Source organism: Paenibacillus sp. YN15, assembly GCF_003285005.1.
Classification (GTDB): domain Bacteria; phylum Bacillota; class Bacilli; order Paenibacillales; family NBRC-103111; genus Paenibacillus_AR.
This window is the reverse complement of record NZ_QMFA01000004.1, coordinates 70404-92387: the sequence shown is the minus strand read 5'-3', so window position 1 is coordinate 92387 and position 21984 is coordinate 70404. Positions and strand designations below refer to the sequence as shown.

At 57.8% G+C, this 21984-nt stretch carries 19 protein-coding genes; 18 read left to right on the top strand and 1 reads right to left on the bottom strand.

Annotated elements, in window-relative coordinates; translation table 11 throughout:
• The first annotated feature begins 14 nt into the window (after window positions 1–14).
• The 12 genes from DQG13_RS05050 (at window position 15) to ftsY (ending at window position 13328) form a co-directional block, all read left to right on the top strand.
• Window positions 15–521, top strand: coding sequence for a YceD family protein (locus DQG13_RS05050; RefSeq protein ID WP_113018657.1), 507 nt, complete (start codon window positions 15–17; stop codon window positions 519–521).
• A gap of 47 nt (window positions 522–568) precedes the next feature.
• Entirely contained in the window at window positions 569–742 is a 174-nt protein-coding gene (gene rpmF / locus DQG13_RS05045; protein WP_113018656.1) for a 50S ribosomal protein L32, read from the top strand.
• 751 nt (window positions 743–1493) lie between these two features.
• Window positions 1494–2123 carry a transcription factor FapR gene (gene fapR / locus DQG13_RS05040; protein ID WP_113018655.1) on the top strand — a complete coding sequence of 210 codons (630 nt, stop codon included), beginning with the start codon at window positions 1494–1496 and terminating at the stop codon, window positions 2121–2123.
• Window positions 2107–3105 (top strand): phosphate acyltransferase PlsX, encoded by a 999-nt coding sequence (plsX, locus tag DQG13_RS05035; RefSeq protein ID WP_113018654.1) that lies wholly within the window; start codon window positions 2107–2109, stop codon window positions 3103–3105. The genes fapR and plsX overlap by 17 nt, the downstream gene beginning before the upstream one ends.
• A 2-nt stretch (window positions 3106–3107) precedes the next feature.
• Window positions 3108–4094, top strand: a complete 987-nt coding sequence (locus tag DQG13_RS05030; protein WP_113018823.1) for a beta-ketoacyl-ACP synthase III — start codon at window positions 3108–3110, stop codon at window positions 4092–4094.
• A gap of 118 nt (window positions 4095–4212) precedes the next feature.
• A complete protein-coding gene (gene fabD / locus DQG13_RS05025; protein ID WP_113018653.1) occupies window positions 4213–5139 on the top strand; it encodes an ACP S-malonyltransferase in 927 nt (308 codons plus the stop codon).
• Between the two features lie 21 nt (window positions 5140–5160).
• Window positions 5161–5904 carry a 3-oxoacyl-[acyl-carrier-protein] reductase gene (gene fabG, locus DQG13_RS05020; protein ID WP_113018652.1) on the top strand — a complete coding sequence of 248 codons (744 nt, stop codon included), beginning with the start codon at window positions 5161–5163 and terminating at the stop codon, window positions 5902–5904.
• An 86-nt stretch (window positions 5905–5990) separates the two neighbouring features.
• Window positions 5991–6224 (top strand): acyl carrier protein, encoded by a 234-nt coding sequence (gene acpP, locus DQG13_RS05015; protein ID WP_113018651.1) that lies wholly within the window; start codon window positions 5991–5993, stop codon window positions 6222–6224.
• 181 nt (window positions 6225–6405) lie between these two features.
• Window positions 6406–7650, top strand: coding sequence for a beta-ketoacyl-ACP synthase II (gene fabF / locus DQG13_RS05010; protein ID WP_113018650.1), 1245 nt, complete (start codon window positions 6406–6408; stop codon window positions 7648–7650).
• A 115-nt stretch (window positions 7651–7765) separates the two neighbouring features.
• Complete coding sequence (rnc, locus tag DQG13_RS05005) at window positions 7766–8467, top strand: ribonuclease III (protein ID WP_113018649.1); 702 nt, start codon at window positions 7766–7768, stop codon at window positions 8465–8467.
• Between the two features lie 253 nt (window positions 8468–8720).
• Window positions 8721–12302, top strand: coding sequence for a chromosome segregation protein SMC (gene smc, locus DQG13_RS05000; protein WP_113018648.1), 3582 nt, complete (start codon window positions 8721–8723; stop codon window positions 12300–12302).
• A 36-nt stretch (window positions 12303–12338) separates the two neighbouring features.
• Window positions 12339–13328, top strand: a complete 990-nt coding sequence (gene ftsY, locus DQG13_RS04995) for a signal recognition particle-docking protein FtsY (protein ID WP_113018647.1) — start codon at window positions 12339–12341, stop codon at window positions 13326–13328.
• A gap of 481 nt (window positions 13329–13809) precedes the next feature.
• Here ftsY and DQG13_RS04990 read toward each other — a convergent pair whose 3' ends face one another.
• The gene (locus DQG13_RS04990; protein WP_113018646.1) at window positions 13810–14514 is read right to left on the bottom strand and encodes a hypothetical protein; all 705 of its coding nucleotides are present in this window, start codon (window positions 14512–14514) and stop codon (window positions 13810–13812) included.
• Between the two features lie 438 nt (window positions 14515–14952).
• Between DQG13_RS04990 and DQG13_RS04985 the strand changes: the two genes are divergently transcribed.
• The 6 genes from DQG13_RS04985 (at window position 14953) to DQG13_RS04960 (ending at window position 21955) form a co-directional block, all read left to right on the top strand.
• Entirely contained in the window at window positions 14953–15549 is a 597-nt protein-coding gene (locus DQG13_RS04985) for a hypothetical protein (RefSeq protein ID WP_113018645.1), read from the top strand.
• A 117-nt stretch (window positions 15550–15666) separates the two neighbouring features.
• Window positions 15667–16674: a LacI family DNA-binding transcriptional regulator gene (locus DQG13_RS04980; protein ID WP_113018644.1), complete on the top strand. Its 1008-nt coding sequence runs from the start codon at window positions 15667–15669 to the stop codon at window positions 16672–16674.
• Window positions 16675–16786: 112 nt separating this feature from the next.
• Window positions 16787–18274 (top strand): tagaturonate epimerase family protein, encoded by a 1488-nt coding sequence (locus DQG13_RS04975; RefSeq protein WP_397333929.1) that lies wholly within the window; start codon window positions 16787–16789, stop codon window positions 18272–18274.
• 40 nt (window positions 18275–18314) lie between these two features.
• Window positions 18315–19583: a nickel pincer cofactor-dependent isomerase, group 22 gene (locus tag DQG13_RS04970; protein ID WP_113018642.1), complete on the top strand. Its 1269-nt coding sequence runs from the start codon at window positions 18315–18317 to the stop codon at window positions 19581–19583.
• Entirely contained in the window at window positions 19584–21137 is a 1554-nt protein-coding gene (locus DQG13_RS04965) for a gluconokinase (protein WP_113018641.1), read from the top strand.
• A gap of 50 nt (window positions 21138–21187) precedes the next feature.
• Complete coding sequence (locus tag DQG13_RS04960) at window positions 21188–21955, top strand: SDR family oxidoreductase (protein ID WP_181592582.1); 768 nt, start codon at window positions 21188–21190, stop codon at window positions 21953–21955.
• Window positions 21956–21984 lie beyond the last annotated feature (29 nt).

Here is a 21984-nt window from a genome sequence, read left to right as displayed (position 1 = left end):
TTGGGGTGATAACGATGAAGATAAACATCCGGGATTTAGCTCAAAAGAGCGCCCCCGTTGCTCTCAAGGGCGTCTTCGATCTGTCCGGCATTCTTACCGGGCGCGAGGATATCCAGATTGTGGGCAAGCTGGACGCCGAACTTACCGCCAAATCCCAGGGAGGATTGGCCGAGGTGGAGGGAATGCTCCGCTTCAAGGTTCACTCTCTTTGCTCCCGCTGTCTGGCCCCTGTGGATGAGACCCTTGCAGTTCCCTTCCGGGAACGCTTCGCATCCCGGCCTGACGCTGTCCCCCAGGAAGATCAGGACGAAGTGCATCTGGTTACGGACGATCACATTACGCTGGACCCCTATGTGGAAGAAGCGGTGTGGCTGGCATTGCCTCTGGCTCCTGTCTGCAGCTCCGACTGCAAAGGCCTGTGCCCCCAATGCGGGGCCAACCTTAATGACAAGCCCTGCGGCTGCAGCAATGACAGCATTGATCCGCGGCTGGCGGGACTGGCTGATTTTTTCAAGCAATAAGCGTTCCAGGCGATTATGGGCGGTAATTTGTTGAAGGAGGTGGGAACATGGCAGTCCCTTTTAGAAAAATTTCCAAGACTCGTCGCGACAAGCGCCGTACTCACTTCAAATTGGAAGTCCCCGGCATGGTTAAATGCGACCAATGCGGCGAACTGAAGCTTTCGCACCGGGTGTGCAAGGTTTGCGGAACTTACAAGAAGAGAGAGATTATCAAGCAATAATCTCGCTTCTCTAGCGCATGAAGCGCTCCTCCTTAACAGGCGGGGCGCTTTTTTGCGTATACCTGTATTTGCGTATCCCCCTGTATACGATAATGCGCCTATATAATCTGCAGATGGTCCCAAAAGAAAATTGTGTATGAAAAATTACATACCTTTTCGCGGATATGTTCGCGTTAACCTGCCCCGATTCCTAACGGCGGTGAGAGCCTCTATTTGCTCCAAAACAGGGGGCTGCCGAAACTAACGGAAGCAGGAGCCCTTATTGGGCTAAAAAGAGGTTTGCAGCGGAGCAATCGGTCCAAATAGCGGCTGTGGCAGCCGTTAGATATTCGGAAGCGGCGTTTTTGCCAAAATAAGGGCTCTCACCGCCGTTAGCATCAGACCATGCCATGGTCGAACAGCTGCCAGACCATGGCAGGGGCGAACAGCCATCCGTCCGTGGCGTCAAGCATTGATTTTTGGCCGAATGAGCACAGAGGCGATTTTATATGCGATTTTTCGAATACGGCATCCCTGAGAGTGAGGTGGAGAGCATGTCTGACAAATGGACGGTACCTTGTTTCGGCACAGTCCAAGGGAGAATCCGTGCGCTTGCGCCGGGCCCCTCAAAGGGGGGGGCTTTTCTTTTTGCGGCAAATTCGTTATACTACAATTTAGCACCAGGTATTAAAACTACATAGCAAAGTGCAATACGTATAGACCGGGTGCAGGAATGGAAAGTTGAAGAAGGCGGTGTTGCGCCATCGTACGGATGCCCAAGCGTGAACGCCAGGAGCAGCTGGCGCTATTGATAAAGGAAAACCCATTTGTGACGGATGAAGAGCTGATGAAGGCCTTCCATGTCAGCATCCAGACCATCCGGCTGGACCGGCTGGAGCTGGGGATTCCCGAGCTGCGGGAGCGGATCAAGGCCATGGCCGAGCAATCCTATGACCAGGTGCGCTCTATCGGACCCGATGAGGTTATCGGCGAGGTTATTGATTTGCAGTTGGACAAAAGCGGCATTTCCATATTTGAAATCCGCGAGGAGCATGTGTTTTTGCGCAACCGGATCGCCCGGGGGCACCATATTTTTTCCCAGGCTAACTCCCTGGCGGTAGCGGTGATCAATGACGAGGTGGCGTTGACGGCGTCGGCGGATATCCGTTTTATCCGGACGGTGAAGCTGGGGGAACGGGTTATTGCCAAGGCGTATGTGCTCTCCTTGTCCAAGGGAAAGGCGCGGGTGGAGGTTAAGAGCTACGTGCAGGATGATTTGGTGTTTGAGGGGCGGTTTCTGATTTACCACTCCTATAAAGAACGGCAGTCGGAGGAAGCCATGCCGATTGCCATACCGGGGGAAGCGGACGAAGGGGGATTACGGGATGCGGATCGCAATTGATGCCATGGGCGGGGACCATGCTCCCAAGGCAGTGGTGGAGGGCGCGCTTGCGGCGGCCAAGGAATGGCCGGATACGTCGATTATTCTGGTGGGTCCGGAGGATGCCATCCGAGCCCTGCTGCCGGAGCTGCCGTCCAATTTGAGCATCCGGCATGCCTCGGAAGTGGTGGAGGCGGAGGATGAGCCGGTGAAGGCGGTGCGCCGCAAAAAGGACTCCTCCATGGTGGTGGCCGGCCGTCTGGTGAAGGAAAATGAAGCGGACGCCATGATTTCCGCCGGCAATACCGGAGCCCTTATGGCAACGGGCCTTCTGGTTGTGGGGCGTATGGAGGGCATTGAGCGCCCTGCGCTGGCGCCGATGATTCCTACTATGGACGGCAAGGGAGTGCTTGCCCTGGACTTGGGCGCCAATATGGATGCCACTCCGGAAAATCTGCTGCAATACGCCATTATGGGCAGCATGTACCGGCAGGCGGTCCATGGCATGGCGAAGCCGCGGGTAGGCCTGCTGAACGTGGGCACGGAAGCGGCCAAGGGCAATGAGCTGACCAAGGCGGCGTATCCGCTTTTGAAGGAAGCGCCGATCCACTTTGTCGGCAATGTGGAGGCCAGGGATGTGCTGCAGGCGGAATGCGACGTGCTGGTTTGCGACGGCTTTGTGGGCAATATCCTGTTGAAGTCTCTGGAGGGGACGGCGGGCGCGATTTTCTCCGTGCTGAAGGAGGAATTCACCAAGTCCTTCCTGAGCAAGCTGGCGGCAGCGGTGCTGAAGCCGGGCTTAAGCAGCTTTAAGAAGAAGCTGGATTACAAGGAGCATGGCGGCGCGCCGCTGTTGGGATTGAAGGGGCTGGTGATGAAAAGCCACGGCTCCTCCGATGCGTTGGCCGTGAAGAACGGGGTCCGCCAGACGCGGCTGGCTCTGGAACATAACCTGGTAGGCGCTATTTCATCCGAGATCGCCAACAGGAAGGGAGCAGAATAATGATGAACATGAAAGCTGTAGGAATTCTGGGCACAGGCAAATACGTGCCGGAGAAGATTCTTACCAATGCCGATTTGGAAAAAATGGTGGAAACCAACGACGAATGGATCGTCACCCGCACCGGTATGAAGGAGCGCCATATTGCCCGTGAGGATGAAGCCTCCTCCGATCTGGCTTATGAAGCGGCGCTGGTGGCCCTCAAAAATGCCAATGTTGCCCCCGAGGATCTGGATTTGATCATCGTGGCTACCATAACCCCCGATTCCGCTTTTCCGTCCACGGCCTGCATTCTCCAGAACCGGCTGGGCGCGAAGAAAGCGGCGGCTTTTGACCTGTCCGCCGCCTGCTCCGGCTTTATCTACGGTCTGGCCAGCGCCTCCAATTTCATTGCCACCGGCATGTACAAGAAAGCGCTGGTCATCGGGGCGGAATGCCTGTCCAAGATTACCGACTACACCGACCGCAACACCTGCATCCTGTTCGGCGACGGCGCGGGCGCGGTGGTGCTGGGCGAGGTGCCGGAGGGCCGCGGCTTCCTGTCCTTCGAGCTGGGGGCGGACGGCTCCGGCGGTGAGCTCTTGAAGCTGGCCGGCGGCGGCTCCCGGATGCCCTCCTCCCAAAGCACGGTGGATAATAAGCAGCACTACATTTATATGGCGGGCAGCGAGGTATTCAAATTCGCCGTGCGCATCATGGGCAATGCCGCCGAAGAGGCGTTGCGCAAGGCGGGGCTGGAGAAGTCCGACATTGATCTCTTGGTGCCTCATCAGGCCAATATCCGCATTATTCAATCCGCCGTGCACCGGCTGAATCTGCCGGAGGAGAAGTGCATGATCAATCTGCACAAATACGGCAATATATCCGCCGCCTCCATTCCCCTTGCCTTGGCGGAGGCCGATGAGGAAGGCCGGCTTAAGCCCGGGGATTGTGTGGTGCTGGTGGGCTTCGGCGGCGGCTTGACCTGGGGAGCCGCAGCGCTCCGCTGGTAAAACCGTTCCCCCAAAAATAGACCCCCAAAAGTGAAGCAAAGCTCTGTAGCGTAATCCGACTACTTTTGGGGGAGCCCCCCCCCCAGATATTTAGTTTGACTGATAAGGAGTGGCGATAATGGGAAAGATTGCATTTGTGTTTCCCGGCCAGGGAGCCCAGGCCGTTGGGATGGGCAAGGACGCGTATGAGGCCCATGCCGGAGCGAGGCAGGTTTACGAGCTGGCGGACCGGGTGCTGGGGTTTCCGCTGACGGAGCTGATCTTCGGCGGGCCTGAGGAGCAATTGAAGCAAACCGCCAATACCCAGCCGGCGCTGGTGGCTACCAGCCTGGCCCTGTACCAGGCCTTCCGGGAGAAGGGCATCCGCCCCGATTTTGTGGCCGGGCACAGTCTGGGTGAATACAGCGCCCTGGCTGTGGCCGGGGCGTTAAGCGCCGAGGACGCCATCCGCACCGTGCGGGCCCGCGGCCTCCTGATGGAGCAGGCGGTACCCGGAGGTCAAGGAGCTATGGCCGCTACCCTGGGCGCAAGCCGGGAAGCGCTGGCCGCCCTGTGCGCCGAGGTCAGCGGCTCGGTGGGAGCCGTGGAGCTGGCCAATCTCAACTGCCCGGGACAGATTGTGGTCTCCGGCACCAAGGAGGGAGTGGCCGCCGTGGCGGAGCGGGGCAAGGAGGCGGGAGCCAAGCGGGTGATTCCGCTGGAGGTCAGCGGACCCTTCCACTCCTCCCTGATGAAGCCTGCGGCGGAAAAGCTGGCCGAAGTGCTGGCAACCCTTCCCCTTGCCAAAGCCGAGGTTCCGGTGGTGGCCAATGTGACCGCCCGTCCGGTTACGGAGCCGGAGGATATCCGCAGGCTGCTGGTGGAGCAGGTGTATTCCCCCGTTCTGTGGGAGGATACCGTTGCCTGGCTGATCGCCCAGGGTGTGGATACCTTCATCGAGATCGGCTCCGGCAGCGTGCTGGCGGGTCTCATCAAGAAAACGGACAAAGGGGTCGCCGCTTATTCCCTGAACAGCCTGGAGGCCATCGGCGCACTCAATTTATAGTTTCGTTAGGAGGAATCGCTTATGCTATCCGGTAAAACTGCTCTTGTCACCGGGGCGTCCCGGGGCATCGGCCGGGCCATTGCCCTGGAGCTGGCGGCGGCAGGCGCCGATGTGGCCGTGAACTATGCCGGCAGCGAGGAAGCGGCAAACGCCGTTGCCCGCGAGATCGAAGGCCTGGGCCGGCGCGCCATTGCCATCAAGGCGGATGTGGGAAGCGCCGCGGAGGCGGAGCACATGGTCAGCCAGGCCATCGAAGCCCTCGGGCGGATCGATATCCTGGTGAATAATGCCGGGATTACCCGGGACAACCTGATTATGCGGATGAAGGAAGAGGAATTCGACCAGGTAATCAACACCAACCTGAAGGGCGTGTTTAACTGCATCAAGGCGGTTACCCGGCCGATGATGAAGCAGCGCTCCGGCAGAATCATCAATATTTCATCGGTGGTAGGCGCCTTGGGCAATCCCGGCCAGGCCAACTATGTGGCGGCCAAGGCAGGGGTTATCGGCTTGACCAAGGCATCGGCCAGGGAGCTGGCCAGCCGGGGAATCACCGTCAATGCGGTGGCTCCGGGCTTTATTGCCACAGATATGACGGATAAGCTGTCCGAGGAGCAGAAGGCGGCGCTCCTGCCCCAGATTCCCCTGTCCCGGATGGGACAGCCCGAGGAGATCGCCCGTGTGGTCCGTTTTTTGGCGTCGGAGGACGCCTCTTATCTGACTGGGCAGACGCTGCATGTGGACGGCGGCATGTACATGGGCTAGGCTCAGCCCGACACTTACATATTTTGTCCCGGGATATGGCATTTTGATTTTAATTCTCGTATAATACCAAAGAGGAGGTGAACCGGATGTCCGATATCTTGGATCGTGTAAAACGAATCGTCGTCGACCGCTTGGGGGTGGATGAAGCAGAAGTCACCCTGGAAGCTTCTTTTAAAGATGACCTGGGCGCTGATTCTCTCGACGTAGTAGAATTGGTGATGGAACTCGAAGACGAGTTCGATCTGGAAATTTCCGATGAGGATGCAGAAAAAATTACGTCTGTGGGAGAAGTAGTGAATTACATAAAATCTCATGCGTAAGTAGCGTCAAGTCCCGTTGGTTCTGAAGACAACAACGGGACTTGTCCTCGTTGGTTTGCCCGCGCCTGAAAGCGCTATTGAATGCTGTTACGGCCCCTCCCGGACGGGAAGGGAGTTCCATATAGATAAGGCTTGATTTACATTTTTTTACGATAACGGATGGATATAGAGGTGATCGACATTGACGCAACGAGTAGTAGTGACCGGCATGGGCGTGACCACGGCTTTGGGCCGTGAATTGGACACCTTCTGGGGCAACCTGATGGAGGGCAAGTCAGGCGTATCCCTGGTGGAGAGCATGGATGTCAGCGATTATCCGACGAAAATCGCCGCTTCCATCAAGGATTTTAAAGCCGAGGATTACCTGGACCGCAAGGAAGCCCGCAAGATGGACCGCTTCGTGCAATTTGCCGTTGTCACCAGTCAGGCGGCATTGAAGGATTCGGGCCTCACCATCGGCGAGAATGCCGATCCCGAGCGGGTTGGCGTATCTGTAGGCTCCGGCATCGGCGGCCTCCTGACCTGGGAAGAGCAGCATACCATCCTGATGGAAAAGGGCCCCAAGCGGGTCAGCCCGTTTTTTATCCCGATGATGATCGCCAATATGGCTTCCGGCCAGATCTCCATGGTCACCGGCGCCAAAGGCCCCAACAGCACGGCGGTTACCGCCTGCGCTACGGGCACCCACTCCATCGGCGACTCCTTCCGGCTGATCCGGGACGGAGAAGCCGATGTGATGATCTGCGGCGGGGCTGAAGCCACCATTTCCCCCATGGGAATGGCAGGCTTCTGCGCCCTCCGGGCCATGTCTACCCGCAATGACGAGCCGGAAAAGGCCAGCCGCCCCTTTGACAAGGACCGGGACGGTTTTGTGATGGGGGAAGGCTCCGGCATTCTGGTGCTGGAATCCCTGGAGCATGCGGTGAAGCGCGGCGCCCGCATCTATGCCGAAGTGGTAGGCTACGGCATGAGCGCAGACGCGCATCATATGACCGACCCGGCTCCGGGCGGCGAAGGCGCGGCGCGCTGTATGAAGCATGCCCTTCGCAGCGCGGGGCTTGCGCCGGAGGACATCGGTTACATCAATGCCCACGGCACCTCCACCGGTGCAGGCGACAAGGCGGAGACGGCTGCGGTAAAGGCCGTGTTCGGCGATTATGCCTACAAGGTTCCGGTCAGCTCCACCAAGTCCATGACCGGGCATTTGCTGGGGGCGGCAGGCGGCGTGGAGGCTGTCATTATTGCCCTGACTCTCCAGAACGGCATGATTCCGCCTACCATCAACCTGGACAACCCGGACCCCGAATGCGATCTGGATTATGTGCCCAACACTCCCCGCAAGGCGGATGTGAAGGCGGCCATGTCCAACTCCTTCGGCTTCGGCGGACATAATGCTACCATCATTTTGAAGAAATACGAAGCTTAAGCAACTGCCGGACACGGCAGGCTGCATGAGATACGGGTTCGCGATTACGCAAGCGGGGGGCTGCAAGGCGGCTCAATCCCGCTTGCGTTTTCATTGAACCGGGGAGGGATTAACCTTGGGAAGTGATTTGCGAAAACTGGAGAAGCAGCTGGGCGTGGCTTTCCGCAACCCGGAGCTGCTGAAGCAGGCGTTTACCCATTCTTCTTATGTAAACGAACACCGGATGACGGCGAGCAGGGATAATGAGCGGCTGGAATTTCTCGGGGATGCGGTGCTGGAATTGACCGTATCGGAGTTCCTGTATGCCAAGTATCCGGAGCGCTCGGAGGGAGAGCTGACCAAACAGCGGGCCTCCATTGTCTGCGAGCCTGCGCTGGTGACACATGCGGTGGCCTTGCGCTTCGGGGAATTTGTGCTTTTGGGCAAAGGGGAGGAAATGACCGGCGGCAGAACCCGCCCTGCGCTTTTGGCGGATGTATTCGAGGCGTTTATCGGGGCCTTGTATTTGGATCAGGGGCTGGCGGCGGTGCAGACCTTCCTGCAGGCCCATATGTTCCCGCACATTTCCTGGGAAGGCAAAAGCCAGATGGCCGATTACAAAACCCAGCTCCAGGAGCTGGTCCAGCAGCAGGGCAGCGCGTCCTTGGAATACCGGATTGTGGACGAACGCGGGCCTGCCCATGAGAGGGAGTTTCTGGCGGAGGTGTGGATGGACGAGCGTCTGCTCGGCCAAGGAACCGGCCGCTCCAAGAAGGAAGCGGAGCAGGAGGCGGCGGCGAAGGCGTTGTCTCAACTGGATGCGCGAACGAATGGCTGAAACCGGCGGATATTTAAGAGCATATAGGCGGGGAAGCTGACCGACCTCTTGACAAACGCACGGCATCATGGAATGCCGCAGGCGTTATCCTCGTGTTATCCCTTTGGCTTTAGGCGATGCCGGCACCTCAAGCGAGAGGGATAGGGCCTCCAGCGCCGTTTCAGCTGTCCGGGAAAGCCGGGCAATACAGGCAAGGCTGCCTATTTTCATACGGACGGGTTATGTTACAATAGCTGTGAGGTGAACGCACAACATGTTTTTGAAGCGTATCGAATTGGCGGGCTTTAAGTCCTTTGCGGACAAAACGGAGCTGGAGTTTGTCCGCGGCATTACTGCGGTGGTCGGGCCCAACGGCAGCGGCAAAAGCAATATTTCCGACGGCATCCGCTGGGTGCTGGGCGAACAGAGCGCCAAGTCCCTCCGGGGCGGCAAGATGGAGGATGTTATTTTTGCCGGAAGCGACGGCCGCAAGGCGGTGAACTTCAGCGAGGTCTCCCTGACCCTGGACAATGAGGACCGGGCGCTGCCCCTGGACTACAGCGAGGTGACGGTTACCCGCCGGGTGCACCGGAACGGGGACAGCGAATATCTCATCAACAAGCAGGCCTGCCGCCTGAAGGATATTACCGAGCTGTTTATGGACACGGGCATCGGCAAGGAGGCCTATTCCATTATCGGCCAGGGCCGGATTGAGGAAATTCTGAGCACCAAGTCGGAGGACCGCAGAGGGATTTTTGAGGAGGCCTCCGGCATTGTCAAATATAAATCCCGCAAGAAAGAGGCGGAGCGGAAGCTGGCGGACACGGAGCAGAATCTGCTGCGGATTCATGACCTGGTTTCGGAGCTGGAGGACCAGATTGCCCCGTTGCAGGAGCAATCCAGGAAGGCCGTCAAGTTCAAGGAACTGAAGGAAGTGCTGAAGGCCAGCGAAATTGCGGTTTATGTGCACCAGATCGACCAGATCTACAGCCAGTGGTCGGAAACCAATGCCAGGATGGAAGGCATGAAGAAGGAGCAGCTGGAGCTGGCCACAGTGGTGAATGCCCATGACGCCCAGCTGGAAACCCACCGGTGGGAAACCCGGCGTCTTGATGAGGAGCTGCAGAAGCTGCAGGAGACGCTGCTCACTTTAAGCGAGGAGTTTGAGAAATGCGAGGGCCAGGGCGAGGTGCTGCGGGAGCGCAGCAAAAACCTGGCGGCCAACCGGCTGCAAATGGAGCAGGTTACGGCGGCCCAGGAGAAGCGCCTGGCGGAGAGAAGCGCGGAGCTTACGCGGATTACCGCGGTCATGGTGGATGTGAAGGAACGTCTGGAATCGGCCAGAAGCGCTCTCCGGGAGGAAGAGGAGAAGCTGCTGGCAGTTGCCGGCGGAACCAAAAGCGATGAAGAGGAGCGGCTCAAGGGCGAGCTTCTGGATACCCTAAACCGGATGGCCCAGGCCAAGAATGAGGCCCGCTACGCGGAGCAGCAGATCGAAAGCCTGACCCGGCGGGGCGGCCGTTTGGATGAGGAGCGGGCCCGCTGGAAGGAGGAGCTTGCCCAGCTGGAGCGGCGCAAGTCCGCTCTGGAGGAGGAGCTTTCGGTGGTCCAGAAGGAGTCCGAGGAGCTGCGCGGACAGTTCCTGCAGCTTTCCCAAAGCATGAGAGAGCGGCAGGGGCTTCTGGAGGAGCTTCAGGGCGCTGTGCGCAAATGGGAGCAAAAGCTGGACGCTCTGACCTCACGCCGTGACACCATGCGGGAAATGCAAAATGATTACGACGGCTTTATGCATGGCGTCAAGGAGGTTCTGAAGGCGAAGAACCGTCCCATGGACGGCCTGCGGGGCATTCACGGCGCGGTGGCGGAACTGGTGAAGGTGCCGGCCCAGGTGGAGCTGGCGATGGAAACGGCTCTTGGCGGCGCCATGCAGCACGTAGTGGTGGAGAATGAAGCCAACGGCCGGGAGGCCATTGCCTTCTTGAAGCGCAAGCAGCTGGGACGGGCGACCTTCCTGCCCCTGGACGTTATCCGTGCCCGTTCCATTCCGGATCATGAGGTCCGTTCTATCTCCGGCCTGGACGGGTTTGTGGGACTTGCCGTTAATCTGGTCAGCTTTGCCCCGGCATATGCCGACATCGTAGGCAGCCTCTTGGGCAATGTGATTGTGGCCGAGCGTCTGGAGGACGCCAACCGGATTGCCGCCCGCTGCCAGTACCGCTACCGGGTGGTTACTTTGGAGGGGGATGTGGTGAATCCCGGCGGCTCCATGACCGGAGGAAGCCTGCAGAAGAAATCCTCCAATCTTCTTGGCCGCCAGCGGCAGATTGAGGAGCTGGACGTGGAGATTAAGAACTCTGTCGGCCAGCTGAACGAGCTGCGGCGCAAGGCCCAAGGCATGAAGGTGGAGCTGGTCAAGGACAATGACCGGCTGGAGGAGCTGCGCCAGGCAGGTGAGTCCAAACGCGGCGAGGAGCAGCGGCTTCTGGCAGAGGCGGCTCCTTTGCACAAGCAATGGGTACATGCCAAGGAGCAGATGGAGCTGCATGCCCAGGACGGGGATGCGGTATCTTTGGAAACTGATGAGTTTACGCTAAAAAGAAAGCATGCCCTGGAGCAGGCCGCTGCCCTTGAGGAAGCGGAGAAGGAGCTGCAGGCGGCGATCCGCGAGGCGGAGCTGGCCCGCAAGCAAAGCGAGCTGGCCAAGGAAGAGCTGGTGGGCACCTTGACGGAGCTGAAGGTAAAGGTGGCCTCCATTGCTCAGGAGAAGGAATCCCTGGCCGGCCAAGAGGAGCGGATGCGCTCGGATATTGCCGTGCAGACCGAGGAGTTGGAGCAGAACCGCCGTATGGTGGCCCAACTGGAGCAGGAAATCGCGTTGAATGAGGAGGAAATGGTCAAGCAGCGGGAGCTTTTGAACCATTTGTCCATCAAGAAGCGGGAATGCACCGAACAAACGGATTTCAAGCGGGCGGCACGGGCCGAATGGCACCGGAAGCTGGAGGAAGAGGAGAACCATACCCGGGAGCAGCGCAACGCTCTGAAGGTGGTGGAGGAGAATCTCCACCAGACGGAGGTGCGGATGAACCGGCTGGATGTGGAGCTGGACAATCTGCTGAAGAAGCTGGGCGAGGAGTATGAGCTAAGCTATGAGCTGGCCAAGACCCGTTATCCGGCGCCGGAGGATGTGCCTGCCGCCCAGGCCAAGGTTCGGGAGCTGAAGCGGGAAATCCACGGGTTGGGCGAGGTGAATCTGGGGGCTATCGACGAGTTCGCCAGAATCAGCGAGCGCTACGAATTCTTAAGCGGCCAGAAGAAGGACCTGCTGGATGCCAAGGCGTCCCTCTACCAGGTGATCCGGGAGATGGACGAGGAGATGTCCAAGCGGTTCCGGGCTACCTTCGACCAGATCCGTTCCCACTTTACGGTGGTGTTTGCCAAGCTGTTCGGCGGCGGACGGGCCGACCTGGTTCTGGTGGACCCGGCTATGCCGTTGGACACGGGCATCGAGATTATTGCCCAGCCTCCCGGCAAAAAAACGCAGAATCTCCAGCTGCTCTCCGGCGGCGAACGGGCGTTGACGGCGATTGCCCTGCTGTTTGCCATTCTCCACGTGAAGCCGGTGCCCTTCTGCGTGCTGGATGAGGTGGAGGCGGCTCTGGACGAGGCCAATGTGGCCCGGTATGCCGGTTATCTGCGGGAGTTCTCGGATGTGACCCAGTTTATTGTGGTCACCCACCGCAAGGGCACCATGGAGGAGGCCGATGTGCTTTACGGCGTCACCATGGAGGAGGGTGGCGTCTCCAAGCTGGTCTCCGTCCGTCTGGAGGAGCTGGAGGAAGCGGCGGTATCGGCTTAGAAAGTAAGAAATCTATTATGACTCCAGGAGGAGACCATGAGCTTTTTTCGCAAACTGAAGGAGAGCATTTCCAATAAAACCGAAGCGGTCACCGCCGTATTCAAGGAAGGTCTGGCCAAAACCCGGGATGCCTTTGTGGAAAAGGTGGAGGACCTGTTCGTCCGCCGGAAGAAAATCGACGAGGAGTTTTACGAGGAGCTGGAGGAAATTCTCATCGGCGCCGATGTGGGCGTCAATACGGTGATGGAGCTGATGGACGAGCTCCGGGCGGAAGTGAAGAAGCGCCGGATCGAGGAGGCTTCCGATCTGCGGCCTGTGCTGTCCGAGAAGCTCATCGGGCTGCTGGATGAGGAAGGGGATGCCACGCTGGCCATGGCTCCCTCCGGGTTGACGGTGATCCTGTTCGTCGGCGTCAACGGCGTAGGCAAAACCACCACCATCGGCAAGCTGGCCCACCGCTTCAAGCAGGAGGGCAAGAAGGTGCTGATGGCCGCGGGAGACACCTTCCGGGCAGGGGCCATTGAGCAGTTGGAGGTATGGGGCCAGCGGGTTGGCGTGGACGTGATCAAGCAGCAGGCAGGCTCCGACCCCGCGGCGGTCATGTTCGACGCCATCCAGGCGGCGAAGACACGCCAGGCGGATGTGCTGCTGTGCGATACAGCCGGACGGATGCAGAACAAGTCCAATCTGATGGAGGAGCTGAACAAGATTTTCCGCGTCATCAAGCGGGAAATTCCCGACGCTCCCCATGAGGTGCTGCTGGTGCTGGACGCCAACACCGGGCAGAACGCCCTGCAGCAGGCCCGGTTGTTTGGCGACAAAAGCGGCGTGACCGGGCTGGTGCTGACCAAGCTGGACAGCACGTCCAAGGGCGGCATCGTCATTGCCATCCGCCAGGACATGAACATCCCCGTGAAGCTGGTGGGGCTGGGCGAGAAGATGACGGATCTGCAGGACTTCGATTCGGAGCAATTCGTCCATGCGCTGTTCGCCGGTCTGGTGACGGAAGTGGCGGAGGAGAAGTAGAGGAGCCAGTAGAATACGGGGTGGCCTGCTTTTGCGGGCTGGCCCTCTTTTTTGGGTCACATACAAAATAACGGAAGCTATTTTCCCGGATGCCGTTCCTTATTCAAGCGTAGCGGAAAATCGCTTCCGTTCTGCCTGGCCAGCATATGGACCCGCGAACCATGCAGGATAACGGAAGGCAGACTTCCGCTATTGGCTGCGGCGGCTGGCTAATCGCTCCATAAGGGAAGGCAAACTTCCGCTATGGTACCGTTTGATCGGGTAAAGCGCCAGCTTCACGGCCAATAGCGGAAAACAGGCTTCCGCTATCCACCTGAAAAAGGCTGCTCCGCCCAAATAGTGGAACATTCACTTCCGCTATCATGAAAAGCATAAACTCTTGTCTCAGATAGCCAACCAGGCTCCTGCCACGCGCCGCGGCAACAATAACAAAACCTCTTCCCCGTGAGAAACGTTCACGCGGGAAGAGGTTTTTTCAGCTTTATTTGGTTTTGTCCTTGGTTTTCTCCTTGCCCTTCACCTTGTCTTTTGCCTGCTCCAGCGGGGCCTTGCGCTCAATGGCCTTTTCCAGCGCCGGGGTCAGCTCATCCTTGATCTTGGCGATCAGGTCATCCTTGGAAATCCCCTTCTCGGCGGCAATCTCCGCCAGGGATTTGCCTGTTTTGAGCTGGGCCACCAGCTCATCCTTGCTCATGCCCAGCATGCCGGACAGCTTCTCCGGGCCCAGATGGGGGATCAGCTCTCCCCGCTTGTGGTGGGGGTGCCCGGCTCCTTCATCAAACAGGCCTTTATGCTTCAATTGCTGGGCCAGGTGGCTTTGCATTTTGGTTTTGATGGTGTCCGCCCGTTCCCGGGTCAGCTTGCCGCTTTGGACGGCTTCCTCCAGCTTGGCGGAACGCCCGGCCATAATTTTCTCCACCAGGGCAGCCTCGGTGATGCCTTTTTCCTTGGCAATGTCCACAATGCTCTTCCCGGATTTCAGCTGGTCGGTCAGTGCCGACTTCTCCATTCCGAGAATCTGCGCGGTTTCCTCATAGAAATGAGGTCCCGCCTTATGCAGCTCCACAGCCTGCTTGCGCCAGCGGGTCTGCAGATCCGTCAGGCTTGCATAACGCTCTACTTGCTGGCCCTTGGCGCCCAGGCTGAAGGAACCGGCTGCGGAGGCGTTTGCGCTGCCGCTGCCCACTAAGAGACAACCGGATAGCACTAGAGAAAGAGCGACCGCGCTTGATAATGTTTTTCTGGCATAGAGGGATTCCAATTCCATCACCTTCCTGTTCGTTTAGGCCATAGTATATCCGTATACCCGTAGATTATATCCGCCCAACCTTAAGATTACGTTAATCCACCATGTTAAATTGATTACAAATTCGGTTGCCGATACGTTACAAACATATACGCGGGCAGACAGGTTTGCGTTGCGGCGCCAATTCCTAAAATTTTCTTAAGATGAGCCTTCTATAAATGTATTCGCTTACAATTTGTTTTGTCCGGCAAATAAATAGTCAATAAACCAAGTTGCTAAAACATACATTTCATAATAAGATGGAGGAAAGGTTTAATTTTCAGAAGATTCAGTAATCAATGAAACATGGGGAGGATTAACCATCAAGGAGGGATTGCCGTGAATAAGAGTCATGAGGTGGAATATTGCAACCTGGAGCTGAGATTTGATCGGCGGCAAATCCGTTTTTTCATTAAAGCGTTGATTCAGGAGGGCTTCTCGCTGTACTGGAATGAAAGTGACCAGCATTTTATCATATCCATCCGTTCGGGCCGTAAGCTAGTGAAATTGAAATTTCAGCGGATCGGCGATAAATACAAGATTGTGGGCAATTATTCCATCAAGGACGAAAAGCTGGCGGAGCTCATGGAGAAAATGATCGGGGATACCCGCGGCCATGCCATAGTCAAACGGTTCCGGGACCGGCAAATCCTGATTGAGAACATTATGTTCGGGGAAATCATCCGGTCTGTGGAGATTTCGGGGGTGGAGCATAAGGTGTTATTCCAACGGGAGCCAATGATCACGACGGAGCAGATTATTCAGGCCTTCAAGTCCAAGCGCGCCGAGGAGCGGGCGCCGGTGCTGCGGCTGGAGATGGATTATGAGCTGGCCTGTCTCCATGAGGCCCTGATGCTGGGCGATACGGAGGCGGCGGAAAAATCCAAGAGCCGGCTGGAAGAGATGAGACGGGAGTTGATCATGCTGGAATGCTGAACGGATGCGGAATTTTAAAAGGGTGAAAAGGAGTCCGGACAATAAGTCGGGCTCTTTCAATTTTTTGGATTGTTAACGTGTGCATGATATGTTATCATGAGAATCGAGGTGAACGTTATGAACGTTACAATCAAGGATATCGCCCGGTTGGCGCAGGTCTCCCACACCACCGTATCGCGGGCGCTGAACGATAGTCCGCTGATCAACTCCGAAACCAAGGAGAAGATCAAGCAGCTGGCCCAGGAGATGGGCTATACCCCCAATTTCAGCGCCAAAAGCCTGGTAATGGACCGCTCCTATAATATCGGATTATTCTTCTCCACATTGAATACCGGCACATCGGCCGGGTTTTTCTACGAGACAGTTCGGGGTATTAACAGTGTAGTGAAGGATGCGTACAATCTGGTGGTGCGGGGGATCGACGACTACGAGCATTACCGCAGCATTCACCGCAAGAGCTTCGACGGCGTAATTGTCATGAGCCAAAGCGCCAAGGATGAGCCGTTCCTGCATCATTTGTCCGAAGCGGGCATCCCCCATATTGTGCTGAACCGCAAGGTGGAGGGGCTTCCGGCCATCAATATTTTGTCCGACGATTCCCACGGCTCTTACAAGGTCGTGAACTATATGATCAAAAAAGGGCACCGGCGGATCGCCATTATCTCCGGTAAGGAAATTTTCCACTCTACGCTGGAGCGGAGAGACGGCTTTGTCCGCGCATTGCAGGATGCCGGAATCGAATTGAAGGAATCCTATCAGGTTGGGGCAAGCTATGATTTGAAAAGCGGCTATACGGCCATGCTCAAGCTGCTCGCTCTGCCGGAACGGCCTACCGCGGTTTTTTGCATGAACGACGATATGGCGGTGGGTGCGGTAAAGGCGGTGCATGACGCGGGACTTCAAGTCCCCGGGGACGTGTCCGTCGCCGGCTTCGACGACAGCATGTTCTCCGCTTATCTGTCGCCTGCCTTGACCACTGTCAAGCGGCCCATTGAGGAGATCAGCAGACAAGGAGCGCTGGTGCTCCTGGAGAGCATCGAGCAAAAAACGCTGGCTCCGGAAACCATCTATCTGCGTACGGAGCTGGTGGTGCGCGAATCGGTAGCAGAGCCTGCAAAGGCTTAGCTCATATATGTTGGGAAGGAAAATACAGCGGCTATTGGAGACAGGGCCGGTGTTTTTTCCAAACAACATCCTATGTAAGCGAAAACCAACTAAATTATGGAGGCGATTGACTGTGGGTGTCTATGCAAGGGCAATGGAAGGTTTGAAAAAAGGCGAGACAACTGGAGATTGGGGTGTAAAGAGTTATCCGGGCTCCTACACGACATTGGATGGCGCTGCCCTGCTCATGGTCAAACACGGCGACGAGAAATTCATTCTGGCCGCAGGCGAGGGAGCCTTCTATGAGGAACTGAACGGCCGGGAGGAGGATGGCGGCAAGATATGCCCTCTGACCCACGAAAACCGGTTGGTGCTGAATAAATATCTGCTGTACACCGTCCCCCGGGCCTTCGGCACCGGAATCTCCACCATCGGGCTGGGCGACCGGCTGGGATTGGCTTCTCCGGGCCATATTCAAACCGTCCGCGGACGGGATATCCGCCCCATTCTGGCGCAGCAAAGCATCCGGGAGCTTACCCTGACCGGCCGGGACTACAACCAAGTGGTGGACGCGGCCTGCTTCGCCGTGTTCCAGGAGGGCTACAAGGACGGCTTCGGCGCCGACGGAGATCACCTGAAAGTGGAGGCCGACATCAAGATGTCCCTGGACATGGGCTTCACCATGCTGACCCTGGACTGCTCGGAGAAAATCGACAACACCATCGAAGGCTTGTCCGATGAGGAGCTGGCCGCCAAGTATCTGACCGTGCCGGAAGAACGCCGCAGCTACTACGAAAAGAAATACCTGGACCTGGAATTTGAGGCCAAGGAGCACCGTCTGACCTTCGACAAGAAGAGCCTGATGAAGAATGTGCTGATATACGGCGAGGCCATTGAATTTATGGTTCATATTTACGTAACCTATATTGTCAATGCCGGACGGGTTGTAGACTTTGAAATCTCCATCGATGAAACGGAAACGCCCACCGATCCCGCCTCCCACTATCTGGTGGCCAAGGAGCTGTATGACCGGGAGGTTTCCATCCACAGCATGGCGCCCCGCTTCTGCGGCGAATTCCAGAAGGGCATCGATTACATCGGCGATTTGGAGCAGTTCGAGAAGGAGCTGGAGGTTCATGCGGCCATTGCCGACCAGTTCGGCTACAAGCTCTCCATCCACTCCGGCAGCGACAAATTCTCGGTGTTCCCGCTGGTTGCCAAACATACCACCGGCCGCTTCCATGTGAAAACCGCCGGCACCAACTGGCTGGAGGCGGTGCGGATCGTGGCCAAGTTCAATCCGCAGCTCTACCGGAGGATGCACGCTTATGCCCTGGAGCATTTCCTGGAGGCCAAGGCATACTATCATGTAACCACCGACATTGCAGCCATCAAGCCGCTGGATCAAACCGGGGACAGCGACCTTCATACTTACATGGACGACAACAACGCCAGACAACTGCTTCATATTACTTACGGGCTGCTGCTGCAAGCCAAGGACGAAGCGGGAGAGCCCCTGTTCAAAACCGAGTTTTTCCATACCCTGTCCGAGCATGAGGACCAGTATGACGCCGCTTTGGCCGCCCATATCGGCAAGCATCTGCGTCTTTTGAACAAATAACAGGCTTTACCCATATTCCACATATACGGAGGTTATCGTCATGAGCATCCTGGAAACATTATTGCACGATATTCCGGTTCCGCGGGTCGTGCGCATCCGCCAGCGTTTTGACAACACCAAGCTTGCCGATCCCGTTGCCGCTCTCCAGGAGGAGCTGAAGAAGCCCGGCACCCTGGATGCCGTCAAGCCGGGCCAGCAGGTAGCCGTAGCCGTGGGCAGCCGCGGCATTGCCAACATTGCGGCTGTTACCCGGGCCACAGTGGATGCCATCAAGAACATCGGGGCCCATCCGTTCATCGTTCCCTGCATGGGCAGCCATGGCGGGGCCACCGCCGAGGGCCAAAAGGAAGTGCTGCATCATCTGGGCATCGATGAGGCTACCATGGGGGTTGAGGTGCGCTCCACCATGGAGGTTGTCAAGCTGGCAGAGCTGCCCAACGGATTGCCGGTCTATGTGGACAAATACGCCAACGAGGCCGATGCCATCGTGGTCATCAACCGGGTGAAGCCCCACACCGCCTTCCGCGGCCGGATCGAAAGCGGGATCATGAAGATGATCTCCATCGGCCTGGGCAAGCAAAAAGGCGCCGAGGCCTGCCATCAGCTGGGCTTCAAGTATATGGCCGAGAATGTGCCGGCGATGGCCAACATTATGCTGGGCAAGCTGCCCATTGTGTTCGGTATCGCGTTAATCGAGAACGCCTATGATGAAACCTGCCGGGTGGAGGCTTTGCCCGCGGCGCAGATCGAGAGCCGGGAGGAGGAGCTTCTGAAGGAAGCCAAAGCCCGCCTGCCGCGGATTCTCTTCGATCAGCTGGATGTGCTGATCATTGACTACATCGGCAAAAACATCAGCGGCGACGGCATGGACCCCAATATTACCGGCCGTTATCCCACTCCGTACGCCCATGGCGGTCCGGATGTGACCAAGATGGCGGTGCTGGACCTGACCCCGGAGACCAAGGGCAACGCCAACGGCGTAGGCACCGCGGATTTCACCACCCAGCGCCTGGTGGATAAGATGGACCGGCCGGCTACCTATGCCAACGGGCTGACCTCCACCGTGTGCGCGCCCACCAAAATCGCCACCACCCTGGCCAACCAGAAGCTGACCATCCAGGCGGCGGTGAAAACCTGCAATATTCTGGACTATACCACCTGCCGGCTGGTCCGCATCCGGGATACGCTGCATCTGGGCGAGATCGAAATTTCCGAAACCCTTCTGGAGGAGGCCAAGCGCCATCCGGATATTGAAATTCTGTCAGAGCCCTATGAGCTGGCATTCAACGAGGAAGGGGATCTTTTCTAAATGAGTCAACTGGCGGCGAAGCCTTATATTCTTGCAGTCGACATCGGCACCACCAGCGCCAAGACGCTGGTGATCCGCGGAACGGACGGCCAGGTGGTGGCCGGCCACTCCGTGGAGTACCCCATGTTCACCCCCAAGGCTGATGTGGCGGAGCAGGACCCGGAGGAAATTTGCGAAGCGGTTACCGGGGCGGTGGCCGCGGTTCTGACCAAGGCCGACATTCCCGCGGAGCAGCTCCTGTGCATTTCCTTCAGCTCCGCCATGCACGGGCTGATCGCCGTTGATGAGCAGGGCAAACCGCTCACCAACCTGATCACCTGGGCGGACAACCGGGCTGTGCTCACGGCGGATATCATTAAAAAGGAGCATAAGGGGCGCTCCATCTATATGCGCACCGGCACTCCCATTCATCCCATGTCTCCCTTCGTGAAGCTGGTCTGGATGAAGGACAGTATGCCGGAAATCCATCAGAATGCCTACAAGTTCATCGGCATCAAGGAATATGTCATGTACCGCTGGTTCGGCCAATATGTGGTGGACTATTCCATCGCCAGCGCCACCGGGCTGTTTAATCTGAACCATCTGGAATGGGACAAGGAAGCGCTGGCTTTGGCCGGTATTACCCCGGACCGTCTATCCACCCCTGTGTCCACTGTTCATGTGCTGGAGGGGATTGAGCCGGGGATTGCCCGCCGTATGGGCATCCTGCCTTCTACTCCCGGTGTGGTGGGGGCTTCAGACGGCGTGCTGGCCAACCTGGGCTCCGGCGCCTTCGAGCACGGCGTCTGGGCGGTGTCCATCGGCACCAGCGGCGCTGTCCGGGCCGTTACCCGCAAGCCCCTGACCGATCCCGAAGGAAGGCTGTTCTGCTACGCCCTGAAGGAGGATTTCTGGGTGGTGGGCGGCGCCATCAACAACGGCGGGATTATGTTCCGCTGGGTGCGGGACACTCTGGCTACCCTGGAGGCCGAGGAGGGGAGACGGCGGGGCATGGACCCCTACGATTACCTCACCCAACTGGCCGCCGCGGTGCCTGCCGGTTCCGGCGGGCTGATTTTCCTGCCCCTCTTGGCAGGGGAGCGGGCGCCCTACTGGAACGCCAATGCCAGAGGCGTGTTCTTCGGCCTTTCGTTGGCCCACACCAAAAGCCATATGATCCGCGCCGTGCTGGAGGGCGTTATGTACCGCATCCATTCCGTGGCCGAGGCCTTGGCCGGTCTGGTGGGCGAACCGGAGGAAATCCGGGCGTCCGGCGGCTTCGCCCGCTCCGAATTCTGGCGCCAGATGCTGGCGGATGTGATGGGCACCACCCTGTCCGTGCCGGATGCCATCGAGGCCTCCGGGCTGGGCGCGGCCCAATTGGGGCTGTTCGCCATGGGCGAGGTCAAGGACTTCTCCGGCATCCACGGCTGGGTCAAGGCGGGCACCCGGCATGTGAAACGCCAGGAGGACCATAACATCTATAAGCGTTTGACACCTCTTTACCAAAAAGTGTATCATCAGTTGAGCCGGGAATTTGACGAAATTGCCGCATTCCAGAAGGAGCAACTGTAGTTGTCTTCAGCTTCGTCAAATTTTATTTACGGGAAGGGAACGATTCAGGCGTGAATATGTTCGATTTAACCGGAAAAACGGCTGTGATTATCGGAGGAAACAGCACTCTCGGCGGCTCCATGGCGGAGGGCCTGGGCGCTCACGGCGCCAATGTGGCCATCGTCGGACGGAACCGGGAGAAGTCTCTGGCGGTTTGCGCCAAGGTGGAGGCGGCCGGCGGCAGGGCTAAAGCTTTCCAGGCGGATGCTGTTAATCCCGACGATCTGAAGCAGGCGCTTGCGGATGTGCTGGAGTGGACCGGACAAGTGGATGTGCTGATGAATTGTCCCGGCGTCAACAGCAACACCCCATTTTTCGAGCTGTCCATGGAAGAATGGGACAAGATTATGGATGTGAATCTGAAGAGCGTGGTGCTGGCCTGTCAGATTTTCGGCAAAGTCATGATGGAGTCAGGCAGAGGAGGCAGCATTATCAATATTTCCTCCGTATCCTCCGACCCGCCGCTGTCCAAAGTGTTCACCTATTCCGCCTCCAAGGCCGCAGTCAACAATGTTACCCAATATCTGGCCAGGGAGTTTGCTCCCGGCGGGGTTCGGGTCAATGCCATTATTCCGGGATTTTTCCCGGCTGAGCAGAACCGGCAGATTCTCTCCGCTGAGCGGGTGGAGAGCGTCATGCGCCATACGCCCATGGGACGCTTCGGCAGTGCCGAAGAGCTTCAGGGGGCAGCGGTTTTTCTGGCTTCCGAGAAGGCGTCCAGCTTTGTCACCGGCTCGCTTCTGCGGGTGGACGGCGGCTTCGGAGCCATGACGATATAGGAAGGTACAGACTTGGCACAACGGGATCG